The sequence below is a fragment of the Spiroplasma sp. Moj genome (assembly GCF_016082285.1).
GTDB lineage: Bacteria > Bacillota_I > Bacilli_A > Mycoplasmatales > Mycoplasmataceae > Spiroplasma > Spiroplasma phoeniceum.
The window spans coordinates 1-13,846 of the sequence record NZ_MQTY02000017.1; the positions used below are offsets into that span (position 1 = coordinate 1).

Annotated in this window: 11 protein-coding genes; 3 read left to right on the forward strand and 8 right to left on the reverse strand. The window is 25.7% G+C overall.

The window, feature by feature from the left end:
- Nucleotides 1–335: 335 nt before the first annotated feature.
- From BST80_RS01555 to pepF, 5 genes are all read right to left on the reverse strand, one after another.
- Nucleotides 336–866 (reverse strand): hypothetical protein, encoded by a 531-nt coding sequence (locus BST80_RS01555; protein ID WP_415745655.1) that lies wholly within the window; start codon nucleotides 864–866, stop codon nucleotides 336–338.
- 3 nt (nucleotides 867–869) lie between these two features.
- The gene (locus BST80_RS01560; RefSeq protein ID WP_415745656.1) at nucleotides 870–1,016 is read right to left on the reverse strand and encodes a hypothetical protein; all 147 of its coding nucleotides are present in this window, start codon (nucleotides 1,014–1,016) and stop codon (nucleotides 870–872) included.
- A gap of 348 nt (nucleotides 1,017–1,364) precedes the next feature.
- Nucleotides 1,365–2,018 (reverse strand): hypothetical protein, encoded by a 654-nt coding sequence (locus tag BST80_RS01565; RefSeq protein ID WP_415745657.1) that lies wholly within the window; start codon nucleotides 2,016–2,018, stop codon nucleotides 1,365–1,367.
- The gene (locus BST80_RS01570; RefSeq protein ID WP_415745658.1) at nucleotides 1,973–2,323 is read right to left on the reverse strand and encodes a hypothetical protein; all 351 of its coding nucleotides are present in this window, start codon (nucleotides 2,321–2,323) and stop codon (nucleotides 1,973–1,975) included. Before BST80_RS01570 ends, BST80_RS01565 begins: the two co-directional genes overlap by 46 nt.
- A 216-nt stretch (nucleotides 2,324–2,539) precedes the next feature.
- Nucleotides 2,540–4,336, reverse strand: coding sequence for an oligoendopeptidase F (pepF, locus tag BST80_RS01575; RefSeq protein WP_415745659.1), 1,797 nt, complete (start codon nucleotides 4,334–4,336; stop codon nucleotides 2,540–2,542).
- Between the two features lie 130 nt (nucleotides 4,337–4,466).
- Here pepF and BST80_RS01580 point away from each other — a divergent pair, with 130 nt between their 5' ends.
- On the forward strand, nucleotides 4,467–5,819 hold the full coding sequence (locus tag BST80_RS01580; RefSeq protein ID WP_415745660.1) for a M17 family metallopeptidase: 1,353 nt from the start codon (nucleotides 4,467–4,469) through the stop codon (nucleotides 5,817–5,819).
- A 69-nt stretch (nucleotides 5,820–5,888) separates the two neighbouring features.
- On the opposite strand, the gene BST80_RS01585 is transcribed toward BST80_RS01580, so the two are convergent.
- Nucleotides 5,889–7,118 (reverse strand): HAD-IC family P-type ATPase, encoded by a 1,230-nt coding sequence (locus BST80_RS01585; RefSeq protein WP_415745661.1) that lies wholly within the window; start codon nucleotides 7,116–7,118, stop codon nucleotides 5,889–5,891.
- A gap of 1,140 nt (nucleotides 7,119–8,258) precedes the next feature.
- On the opposite strand from BST80_RS01585, the gene BST80_RS01590 reads away from it, so the two are divergent.
- Nucleotides 8,259–9,302 (forward strand): rod shape-determining protein, encoded by a 1,044-nt coding sequence (locus tag BST80_RS01590; protein WP_415745662.1) that lies wholly within the window; start codon nucleotides 8,259–8,261, stop codon nucleotides 9,300–9,302.
- Between the two features lie 53 nt (nucleotides 9,303–9,355).
- Entirely contained in the window at nucleotides 9,356–10,414 is a 1,059-nt protein-coding gene (locus BST80_RS01595) for a rod shape-determining protein (RefSeq protein WP_415745663.1), read from the forward strand.
- A gap of 68 nt (nucleotides 10,415–10,482) precedes the next feature.
- Here BST80_RS01595 and BST80_RS01600 read toward each other — a convergent pair whose 3' ends face one another.
- Together BST80_RS01600 and mnmE are read right to left on the reverse strand one after the other, a co-directional pair.
- Nucleotides 10,483–11,253 (reverse strand): TatD family hydrolase, encoded by a 771-nt coding sequence (locus tag BST80_RS01600; protein WP_415745664.1) that lies wholly within the window; start codon nucleotides 11,251–11,253, stop codon nucleotides 10,483–10,485.
- Nucleotides 11,254–11,262: 9 nt separating this feature from the next.
- Nucleotides 11,263–12,612: a tRNA uridine-5-carboxymethylaminomethyl(34) synthesis GTPase MnmE gene (mnmE, locus tag BST80_RS01605; RefSeq protein WP_415745665.1), complete on the reverse strand. Its 1,350-nt coding sequence runs from the start codon at nucleotides 12,610–12,612 to the stop codon at nucleotides 11,263–11,265.
- Nucleotides 12,613–13,846: the final 1,234 nt, after the last annotated feature.

The window sequence follows — 13,846 nt, forward strand, 5'->3', positions numbered from 1 at the left end:
ACATAAAAGCATAAATTTTTTAACACCANCTGAAGCTGTGTTAAAATTTTTAAAAGACTAACTGGTCTAAAATGTATATGGTACCTCACAATTTTATTNAAGAATACTACATGTTGAAGCAATTGTACTAGTAATTCCAGCTGAAATAGCGCTAAGAAAGGCAATAGTGGCGGCAAGAGGGGGAAATAATAAGGAAAGACCCGCTGAAATTCCTAAAACACTAACAGTTAAAAACCCATAATTACTACAATCTGTTAACACATTAAAATTGTTATTAGAATGCGAACGATTACGTATTAAATCTAAATTATCTTGATATTTTTTTATTTGTTGTTTTAATTGATTAATTTCTTGCTCAATATCTGATTTTCAATAATAAATTTTTTTAACTGCAATTGAATTTTAATTATGTTAATAATATTAGCAAACTCTCGTAAATAAGTTTTTAAAGTTTCGATAGTATTAAACACTCAAAAAATTTCAGCATTATAATCAAGCTTAGGAATAACTGTATCAATTAAGAATTTAACATTATCTGAAAATTGTCTAAAATCATTTACTCAATTTTGTATTTCTTGATTTTCTAAAATTATCTTTATTTTTTGAGATAAATTATCTTCGGTATTAAAAATTACTTTTGATGTTAAAGCATCCTCATTTTGTCTAGTCGTAAAACTTTTAAATCTAACAAATGCTCAATAATGTTCATTTGAATAATCATAGTTATTTATTGGAATTTCTATCTTTAAAGTAAAATTAGCATATTTTGGATATTTTTTTGGTAAGTTTTCAAAAATAGATTGTTTATTATTATGCCTAATAACACCAAGATTAACATTATTTATCATTGCTATATAATTCTTCATTTCTTATTCTAACTTAATTTGTCTTCTTCTATCTCGTTCTTGTTGTATTCTGTCACGTTCTTCTCGAATGTCATATTGTATAGCACCTATTAAGGGCATTACCGCTCCATTAAAAAAAATAAAAGTTAATAAACTAAATATTTTTTTCATATTATCTTTTCTCCTTGCTCATTATTTAATTCAAATAATATTATGTGACTATTAAACTAATAGGTTTTCTTATCTTGATAATTGTTATTATATTAGACTTCTTGCATAACCTAGTTATTTTAAAATTCCTATAANNTNTATTTNAAATATATTTTATAGGAATTTTAAAATAACTAGGTTATGCAAGAAGTCTAATTTTATAATTACTTTAAATTAATTTTTAATTTTCACCTTCACTTAAAAATAAGTATTCAAAAAAGTACTAAATAATTTAATGGTAGTTAGACAACCATTATTTTAAATACAATTTTATTTATTAATACAATTATTCTATACTATAAAAATCTATTAAATTAATTGTTGTTGTAAATTTACCTTTAGCATTTTTGTGCCCAATTTGTGCCCAATTATAGTAATATCAAATGTTTTATTCTTAGAAGCATCATTAATAAAAACTTTTCTTAAATTAAACATGCGACTCTTATAAGGCTCAGCTTCAAAAACAATCGTAAAATCATTTTCACTTAAATTAGGATCAATTTTTTGAATTTGTTTTAAAAATTGTGTTCTAATTTTATCTTCTAAAAGTCATGCTGTAAAATAATCATTTGGATATTTTGGTAATCTATCTTCAGGACTTGGAATTTCAATTTCTGTAAAACTTGTAAAATCAACAATTTTATATACTGCCTTTGGAAATAAAATTTCTAACTTAATACTATTCTTAGCATTATTATATCCTACAATATTAATAACATAATTATTAACCGTCTTTGCTAAATTAATTGTTCGCGGTTGATTCTGATTAAAGTAATCATTGAAATTAAAAGAAAAATCATTTTCTGTTATTGTCGCATTTAATTGTTGTATTATTGCTGTTAAAATTGCTGCTTGTAAATATGATCTAATTTCTGATTCTTTTACTTTTTCAATATCACCAACTTTAATTTTTAAATCTAACAAATTAATTTTCTTGATATTTCTAAGGTCAGCTTGTTCCAATTTTTTTCAAGTTCTTTAATTTTTGCTTTTAGTTGCAAAATATTATTTTGTAATTTTTTGATTTTTTTTATGTTTATTTGTTGATTCTCTATGTTTATTTGTTGATTTAAAATATTAATTTTATCATTTAATAGGTGAATTGTTGTTTCAACATTATTGATATTATCTTCTTGCTCTTGATTTGTCGTTTCAGGAATTGCTTTTTCTAAATATTGCAGTTTTTTATTACCGCTACAAGCAGTTAAACTTCCTCCGGGTGTACTAATTAATCCACATATTCCTAAAATATTTAATAATTTTTTCATTTTTCAGTATTTTTCCTTTTTCTAAAACTTAATAATTAAATTAATACTTAAAGTATTGATAATATTATAAAAAAATATTAAAAACAAAATAAAATTAATTTTTATCAAATTATTTGTAATTTAAACAAATATTTTTAAAAATAATTTGACAAAATATTTTTTATTTTTATTTTTAATATAATAAATTTTTTTATATAAAATATAACTAATATAATGCTATTTTAATAATTGAGTAAGATTATTAATCATTTCTGTTAATTTTGTAATCAAGCCATTATAAACATTAGCATCAGTATAATCAATTCCGATATCTTTTAAAATTGCTAATGGTTCTTTACGACCACCTTGTTTTAAAAAATTTAGTAAATATTCTGGATGGCCATTAATAACATCATTATAAAGTTTAAATGAAGCAACAATACAAGTTGCATATTTATAAACATAATATGGTGAATGAAAGAAATGTAAAATTCGTGGTCAACTATATGTCTTTTGTTGTAAATCATGTTTATCAAAAACAGTATAACCAAATTCATTAGCTTTTTGATCAAAAAGATTTGCTAATTTATCAGCATCTAATGGCTCATTATTTTCAACCATTTTATGCGCAGCTCATTCAAAATCAGCAAAATGAATTTGGCGAAAGAAAGTTGCCATAATTTCATCAATTCGATTTTGTAATAAATAAATTTTTTCTTCTTTACTTTCAGCATTTTTATATAAATAATCAAATAATAAGTACTCATTAACTGTTGAAGCAACTTCTGCTAAGATAATTGGATAACTATTTAATGGATATTTATTATTTAAATCTGCTAATAATGTGTGAACAAAATGACCGGCTTCATGTGCTAATGTATTAACTGAACCAATTGTATCATCTCAATTCATTAAAATAATTGGTTCAACTCCTGAACCACCAGATGAATAAGCACCACTACGTTTATTAGTATCTTCAAAGTAATCAATGCGATGATCACTTCAAGCTAACTCTAATTGGGTTAAATATTCATTTCCTAATGGTTGTAGGGATTCACTTATCATTTTTTTTGCATCTTCAACAGTATATTTCTTATCTAATGATGCAATGTTTTTAACTAACTTCAAACTAGGATCAGTTGGATAAAACTTTTTAAATTTAAAATGTTTTTTTAATAACTCATTATATTGAACAAATAAATGACTATTTTCACGACCATATTTAATTAAACTTGCATAAATTTCTTCAGATACATCATCATTATTTAATGATGCTTGTAAAGTATTTTTATAACCACGTAAGCGAACAGATTCAACACTATGTTGAATGATTCCCTCATAAATTCGTGCAAAAGAATGTTTTTTATCAACTAAATGCTCAGAAAACAATTGTGCTGTTTTAATTCGAAATTCTTGTTCACCTAATGGATCAGATTTCTCCATAATTTCACTATATACACTATTTGTTAATTCTGTTTTTGTTCCTTTATAATCAATAAAAGTTGGCTTTTTATCAGCATATGCTAATAAATCATACAATTCATAAGCTACACTTCGTGACTGTGTTACTAAAGATAAAATTTCTTCTTCACGTTCTGATAAAATATATTTTGCATTTTTAAAAAACTTACGATAACTATATTCATATGCACTTAATGCAGAATCTTCTTTAATTCATGTCATAATTGTTTTTTCACCAATTGCTTTTAATTCGGGAGCAACAAAAGCTAATTGACTTGAAATTTGATTTAAAGTATTTGAATAAGTTCCTGCTAATTCTTGATATGATAAATCAGTTGTATCAATATCACCCATATGTAAATATTGTCCCATTTTATTTGCAATTAAATCAATTTCTTCATCTAAAAAAATATATTTTTTAAAAACAGCTACTTGATTTAATTTTCCTTTAAAGGTGATAATTTCTTCTAATTTTTTTACAATTTTTGCTAAATCTTTTTTCCATGCTTCATGATTGGAATATAAATGATTGAAATCTCATTTATATTGTGCTGGTGCTTCATTTCGTTTCATTCTTTTCTCCTCTTTCTTCTAAATTTACCTTTTTATATTATAACGGAAAACAAAATATTTTTATTGTTATTCTAGATAATATTATAATATTGTGTATATAATTATCTATATAGAAAGAAGGAATTTTATAATGGTATTATTAAATGACAAAAAACAAGATTTAACACTAAAAGCAATTTTTAAAGGTGATGAAATCAACCCATTAGTTGTCCAAGAAAACGGTGCAACAACTTTAATTTCAGAAGAAAAAACAATTTATGCTTATTTCGAAAAAGCATTAACTTTTAAAAATGCTGAAGATTTTATTCAAAATTTTATGAAAACAATTAAATATAGTTTAAATATTGATGTTGACACTTTCAAAAAAAGTGCTGAAACAAATACTCATATTTTTAAAGCACTTGCAGAAGGAACACTATATGCTTTAAATGATAATTATAATTTAAAAACAGATAAAAAAGAAAAATCAGTTTATACAATTAATTTAATCCATAACTGTGACAAGGCACCTACTATTTTTAAAGAAATTCAAATTAAAATGGAATTTGTTAATTTTGCTCGTATGTTACAAGATACACCACCAAATTTAATGTATCCAGAAGTTTTTGCTGAAAAAATTACAACAATGGCAAAAGGAATCCCAAATTTAAAAGTAACAGTTTTAGATAAAAAAGAAATTGAAAAAGAAAAAATGGATTTACTTTTAGCTGTTAATGCGGGAAGCTATTTAGAACCCCGAGTTGTTATCTTAGAATATCTAGGTGATAGTAGTAAAAAAGAAAAAGTTGGCTTAATAGGAAAGGGAATTACCTTTGATAGTGGTGGATATAACTTAAAGCCATCAACAGCATTAACTGGAATGAAATTTGATATGTCAGGAGCAGCTATTGTTTGCTCAACAGTATTAGCTTTAGCAAAAGCACAAGTTAAAACAAATATTGCTGCGGTGGCTTGTTTAACAGAAAATCGAATTGGAGGAAAAGCAACTTTAACTGAATCAGTTATTACGTCAATGAACGGAAAAACTGTTCAAATTGATAATACTGATGCTGAAGGAAGATTAGTTCTAGCTGATGGTATTACTTATGCTATACGTAAATTAAATGTGGATAAATTAATTGAAGCCTCAACATTAACTGGTGCAATTCTAGTAGCTTTAGGAAAATGATTAACTGGTGTTTTTGCTAATAATGATGCATGATATGAACAATTTGCACAAGCAGCTTCTAAAGCTCATGAAGAAATTTGAAGAATGCCAATTTTAGAAGAACATAGTGCTGTAATGCGTAAAACACCAATTGCTGATCTAACAAATGCTGAAAGTTCACGCTTTGCTGGTAGTTCAACTGCTGCTGCCTTTTTATGTGAATTTGTAGAAGAAAAACCATATATTCATTTAGATATCGCTGGAACAGCGGATACTAAAGATGGACGTGGAACTGGAATAATGATTAAAACATTATTTGAATTATTTAAAGAATAATTTTAAACATCTTGTAAAAGCAAGATGTTTTTTTATTTTGCATTAAAAATAGATTTACTAAAAGTAAATCTATAATCATCGCTTAAAAATTTTAATATATAAATCTTTGACTCCTTGACTCATTAAACAATATCCAATCACTAATGCAGCAAAGAAAGCAAAATACATTGCGGGTAATGGTACTAAACTTAGTTTTGGCCCTAATGATGTAAATGGTAAGGTCATTCCAATCAAAATGACGGCAATGCTGGATACCAATAATTGCCATGATGGCATTGATTGAAAGAATGGAATTTTTCTTGTTCGATACATTTGAACAATTAAGGTTTGGGTCACTAATCCTTCAACAAATCAACCTGTTTGAAATAAAGTAATTTGTTCAGCTGTGATGTGTTGTGGATTGGCAAGAACCCCAAAATAATAGCCCATAACAACAAAAGTTAAAATATCAAAAATTGAGGAGACAGGTCTATTAACAAAAACAAACGGTAAAATATCCTTTGTTGTTCAAGTTTGTGGTTTTGATAAAAAGTCTACATCAACCTTATCAAATGCTACTGCCAATTGGGATATATCATATAATAAATTTTGAAATAGAATTTGAATTGGCATCATTGGTTGAAATGGTAATCATGCTGAAGCAATTAAAATACTCAGAACATTTCCAAAGTTAGAAGCTATTGTAATCTTAATATATTTTAAAATATTTCCAAAAATTTGTCGTCCTTGAATAATTCCCTTTTCCATAACTAATAAGGGCTTTTCTAATAAAATAATATCTGATGCTTCTTTTGCAATATCAGTTGCATTATCAACAGATATTGCAACATCGCTTTGGCGTAAAACAGGTGCATCATTAATTCCATCGCCCATAAAACCAACAACATGTTGATTTTGTTTTAAAGCTGTAATAATTTTTGTTTTTTGTAATGGATTTAATTTAACAAAAATATTATTTTGTTCAACAACATTACGGAGTTCAAATTCACTTAATTTTTCAATATAATCGCCAGTTATAACACCACGAATTTTTAAATGAACTCGATCACAAATTGCTCTTGTTACTTGTTCATTATCACCCGTTAAAATTTTTAATTGTACTCTATTTTTTCGCAATAATTGAATCATTTTTGCTGCAGAAGGTTTTGGTTTATCAAGAAAAGAAACAAAACCATAAAAAATTAAATTTTTCTCATCTTTTGTTGAATAATAAGTATCGGCATCATGACCATGGTTATATGCTAATCCAATAACTCTTAATCCTTCACTATTCATTCGTTCTGCTGTTGCAGAAATCATTCGTAAATGTTCTTCTGTTATCTTTTCAACTTTTCCTTTATATTNAATTNTTNTANAANNTTTAATANTTTNTTNAANTGTGTGAGGTACCATATACATTTTAGACCAGTTAGTCTTTTAAAAATTTTAACACAGCTTCAGTTGGTGTTAAAAAATTTAAAATTATTACAGAAAAATATCGTAATCATAGAAAACGATTTAGTTTAAGATTTAATTTAATTGCTTCAATTTATAATTTGCAATTATTATTTATAGATAGCATAGAAGATGTATTTAAAATTAAATAATTTAAATAAAAAAGTCATTTTTCGTTGTAGGAAAATATTAAATTTTTAAATAAAAGACATAATTAATTAAAATTATAATTTGCTATTAGTATCTTTTTAAAAATATTTACAATTATTTTAATAGGTTATGCAAGAAGTCTAATATATTNNTTNNNTNNANNAACAAAAANTTTNTTAAGCCATATCATCCTATATGATTACCATGACCTATATGATTACCATGATTAGGTAAATTTATAAAAATAGCATTATTGGTTCGTAATTTTATTAATTTATTGTTAATAAAAATATTTGTTATTGATTTATTATTTAAATTATTCATTCTTCTAATATTTCTTTTTGTTTAGATACATAAGAAGAATTGATTGCTAAATCATTGATTTTTTCAATGTTTTTTTCTTAATTTTCTTATACATATAAAAACCTCCATTAAAAAAATTGTTTATAATCAATGTTGTAGACAACTGCTTTAGTTCAATGTTTATTAAGAAACAAAGATTAAAAACATTGTTTTAAAACATTGATTGTTAAAAAAAGTACAATTTTGACACACTTAAAACACTATTTAATTTTTAATAGTTTATTTTTACAAAAATATGAAATTAAATAATTTAACATGTTAAGTGAGTCATTTTTTAATTAAAAAAACAACTCCTTTCTTTTAATTAATAAGAGTTGTTTTGTCCTATTTCATCGTTTATTCTACAAAAGATTAGGATTTATGTTATAATATTTTTGTATTGTATTCTCTATCTGAAAATAAATATAGAGACTTGCAATTCATTTTATTGATTAATCACAAATATATTAATCTAACTAATTAATTTAACAAGAAACAGGAGGACAAAATTACATGGCTTTATTTAATAGTGCAAAAAAACCGACTTTCGTTTCTATGGATTTAGGAACTGCTAATACATTAGTATATGTTTCAGGTTCAGGAATCATTTACAATGAGCCTTCAATTGTTGCTTACAGAATTAAAGAAAACAGAATTATTGCTGTAGGAGCAGAAGCTTACAAAATGATCGGAAAAGGAAATAAGTCAATTCGTATTGTTAGACCAATGGTTGACGGAGTTATTACAGATATTCGTGCAACAGAAGCACAATTAAGATATATCTTTACAAAACTACGTATTACAAAACAATTAAAACATTCAATTATGTTATTGGCTTGTCCAGCAGTAATTACTGAATTAGAAAAAGCTGCTTTGAAAAAAATTGCTATGAACTTAGGAGCATCAAAAGTTTTTGTAGAAGAAGAAGTTAAAATGGCTGCATTAGGTGGCGGGGTTGATATTTACAAACCTGCTGGAAACCTAGTGATTGATATGGGAGGAGGAACAACAGATATTGCTGTTATTGCCTCAGGAGATATCGTATTATCAAAATCAGTTAAAGTTGCTGGAAATTACTTAAATGATGAAGCACAAAAATTCATTCGTTCACAATATGGTCTAGAAATTGGATCAAAAACTGCTGAACAAATTAAAATCGAAATTGGGTCATTATCAAAATACCCTGACGAAAGAAAAATGAAAGTTTATGGACGTGATGTTGTTTCAGGATTACCAAGAGAAATTGAAGTAACACCTGAAGAAATCAGAGAAGTATTAAAAGTACCAGTGTCAAGAATTATTGACCTAACAGTTCAAGTGTTAGAAGAAACACCACCAGAATTAGCTGGTGATATCTTCAGAAATGGAATTACAATCTGTGGAGGAGGAGCTTTAATCAACGGGATTGATCGTTACTTTACAGATACATTACAATTACCAGCCAAAATTGGTGAACAACCATTATTAGCTGTTATTAATGGAACTAAAAAATTCGAATCAGACATCTTTGATATCTTAAGATTAGAATCAATGCATGTAAAAGAATTAAATTACTAGAATAATCATTAATTGATTATAATAGTTATTAAATTGTTAAGGAGGACAAAAACGTGAGACCAGAAACTAGACCATTTATTTCTCTTGACTTAGGAACTGCTAATGTTTTAGCATATGTTTCAGGACAAGGTGTAGTCTACAATGAACCATCATTAATGGCTTATAACAATAAAACTAATAGTTTAATTGCTTTAGGGAAAGCTGCCTATGATATGGTAGGAAAAACACACGGAGATATTAGAATGGTAACACCATTAGTAGATGGAGTTATCGCAGACATGGAAGCTGCACAAGATTTATTAAAACATATCTTTTCAAGAATGAAAATGATGAACATTTGAAAAAATGCTATTGTATTATTAGCATGTCCAAGTGGAGTTACTGAACTTGAAAGAGAAGCATTAAAAAATGTTGCTAAAGAAATGGGCTCTGAATTAGTTATCATTGAAGAAGAAGCTAAAATGGCCGCTTTAGGAGCAGGAATTAATATTGAATTACCTCAAGGTCATTTAATCATTGATATTGGTGGAGGAACAGCTAATTTAGCTATTATTTCATCAGGTGATATCGTTGTTTCAAGATCAATTAAAATTGCTGGAAATCATTTTGATGATGATATTCGTAAATACATTCGTTCAGAATATAACATTGCAATTGGGCAAAAAACAGCTGAAAATGTTAAAAAATTTATTGGTTCATTAGTTAAATACCATAACGAAAGATCAATGCAAATCTACGGACGTGATATTGTTTCAGGATTACCAAAAGAAGCAAAAATCTTTTCAGAAGAAATTAGAAATGTTTTATTAAATGCATTTTCTAAAATTACAGATTTAGTAATTGAATTATTAGAAAATACACCACCAGAATTAGCTGGTGATATTATGAGAAATGGAATTACAATCTGTGGAGGAGGAGCTTTAATTAGAAATATTGATAAATATTTCTTTGATATTTTCCAATTACCAACTAAAATAGCTTCAGATCCATTAAATTGTGTTATCGAAGGAACAAAAATCTTTGAAAAAACAATTAAGAAAAACATCGAAAATGGTTTATATAATTTCCAAGAAAAAGGATTATTATCGTCATTAGGTAAAAAAAGAAAATAAATTGAAGCAAAAAAAATATTAGGTTAACCTAATATTTTTTTTGTAATTTTTAAATTTGAAATTAAAAATTAATCAAGATTAAATAACTTGCGTGCATTCTTATTAGTAATACGAATCATTTCTTCAACCGGCATATTCTTTAATTCTGCTAATTTTTTAACTGTATACATAATAAATTTAGGATAATTCTTTTTCCCTCGATATGGATCAGGAGTTAAATATGGTGCATCAGTTTCCACTAAAATTTTATTTAATGGTACCATTTTAGCAACTTCCCGTAATTCCTGAGCATTTTTAAAAGTAATATTACCAGCAAACGAAAGATAAAATCCTAAATCTAAAAATTTTTGAGCCATTTGAATTGTTCCATTATAACAATGCATCAAACCTTGTGTTATTTTTTGTTCTTTTAATATTTCATAACAATCTTCATAAGCATCACGGCAATGAATGGCAAGTGGAAGATTATGTTGTTTTGCTAATTCAATTTGTTTAATAAATCAATGCTTTTGTAAATCTGGAGAAACAGTTTTATGAAAATAATCTAAACCAATTTCGCCAACAGCAATTACTTTATCACTATTTAATAATTGATCTAATTTCTCTAAATCTGAAAACCCATATTTAGCAACATCAGCTGGATGAAACCCAATTGTTGCAAAAACATTATCATAATGCATTGCATGGCGAACTGCTGCTTGGCTAGAATCTAAATCATAACCAACATTATTAAGTCAAAACACGCCACTAATTTTAGCATCAGCAATAATAGCTGATGTTTCTTCGTTCTCATATTCATGTGACATTAAATGACAATGTGTGTCAAAAATTCCTTGCATATTTTCCTCCTATTTTCCTAGGCAATACTTACTAAAAATTGTTGTTAATAAGTCTTCTTCATAGTTTTCACCTAGAATATCACCCAATATTTCTCAAGCCTCATGTAAGTCAACATTAATAATATCAACCGGAAATCCACTCGTACTATTATTATATGCATTTTTTATTGAATTTGCTACCTTCTCTAATAAAGAAATTTGTTTTATATTTGACAAAACTAGTTGATCATCTTTTGTAATCTGGGCTGTTTTATATAAATTTAAAATTTTATCAATAAGAGACTTGATATCTCGGTTTAATGCTGAAATTAAAAGAATATTTTGTTGCAAATTTTCATTTTGTACTTGCATATTAAGTAAATCGCTTTTATTTAAAACTAACAAATATTCTTTATTTTTAATTAGTTTTTTAAGTTCGGGACTTAAATTCATTAAATCAGCATAATTATCAGCAACAATTAAAATTAAATCAGCATTAATAACTTGTTGACATGCTTTATCAATTCCAATTTGCTCAATTTTATCAACTGTCTCACGTAAGCCAGCTGTATCAATAATATTTAATGTTAATGGTCCTAAATTAATCTTTCCTTCAACAATATCTCTTGTTGTTCCTGGCAAATCAGAAACAATAGCTTTATTTTCGTTCATTAATGCATTTAATAATGATGATTTTCCAACATTTGGCTTTCCTAAAATTAAGACATTAATACCATCATCAATCATTTTTCCAACTTTACTAATTTTAACTAAATCATTAATTTTTTGTTTTAAAATTAATAACCGTTGGTTTAATTCTTGTGTAGTTAAATCACCAACACCATCATATTCAGGACAATCAATATTTACTTCAATATTTGCAATGATATCTAATAATTCATCACGATATGTAATAATTAAATAATTATTTTTATTTTGCAAATTATTCAAAGCTATTTTTGCACTAGTATCATTTGTCGCATTAACTAAGTTATTAATAGCATCTGTCTGAATTAAATTAAGTTTTCCATTTAAAAACGCTCGTTGTGAAAATTCACCTTTATTTGCTAAACGTGCTCCATTTTTTAGTAATAACTTAATAATATTATTTGTAACTAATACGCCACCATGGCAATTAATTTCAATAATATCTTCTCCAGTAAAAGAATTAGGTTTTTGAAAACAAACCAAAATAACTTGGTCAATAATTTCTTTGCCATCTCTTAAATAACCATAGTAAATTTGATTTCCGTGTGGAATAATTTTTTTTGAAAAAACTTTATTAATAATTTTATAACTATCCACTCCAGACATGCGAATAATTGCAATTGCTTGCTTTACCATTGCAGTTGCTGGAGCAATTATTGTATCTTCAATCATTTTATAAAACTCCTCTTTTATTAATTTATTATATTATATCAAACAATAAATTATAAATTNAANTATANAATAGACTTCTTGCATAACCTATTAAAATAATTGTAAATATTTTTAAAAAGATACTAATAGCAAATTATAATTTTAATTAATTATGTCTTTTATTTAAAAATTTAATATTTTCCTACAACGAAAAATGACTTTTTTATTTAAATTATTTAATTTTAAATACATCTTCTATGCTATCTATAATAATTGCAAANAATAATTGCAAATTATAAATTGAAGCAATTAAATTAAATCTTAAACTAAATCGTTTTCTATGNTTACGATATTTTTCTGNANTAATTNTCATTTCATGCCATACAATTCTTCAGTTCGACTAAGCTTTAGTTATTCTGCTTAATCTATTTAATATTATTATTTATAAATATTTATGATTTTATACAAATGGAAACACTTATAGCCAAAGCTAAAATATGCTTTAGACTGTATTTTGATAAAATATTCATGTTTGCTTGTTCATTCAATAGCATTTTTTTAAAAAACATTTAAGCTTTTAACTGTAAATGAATNNNTATNNNTATAAATAATAAAANGNAGNNTNNANNCAGGCAATTCAACTTATTGCAATTTAGAATTGTTTTGGTTGCAATAGTTTTTTAAATTAATTTTTTATAATTACTTCCACCTAATTCAATGAAACTAAATCCATGTGCTTTCTAAGTACTACTTAAATACATTGTTACATAGCTCACACAATTTGAGAAAATTATAAAATTTTAAATGCTTTTATTAATAGTAATAGTAAAAAAAAGAAGTGTTACCGGAATCAACGAATTCAACTGCACTAAAGCGATTTTGCTAATGGAATGAAGTTCTAAAGAGAAAAAATTCAGGTGAAAGTGAACTCATTTAAAATAGGTGTTAAATGAATAGAAATATGCATATATAAATACTTACATATAAAACATGTATAATTTTAATTAATCATTAAGTAATATAGTACGTATAAGGGAGAGTGAAACAATATAATTGGGTATGAATTGTTTCACTTGAGTCTACTGATACACAGAAGATTATTATCGAATATCTCTAATCATTATTCGAAATACAAATTTTAAGCAAATTATATATAAAGCTAGGAACTTCTTCTAGTCAAATTCATTCATTTTATCAACATTAAAATGAAATCATTAAATGAAAATAAATAATATAATCTTTTGTTTGTTTTTGA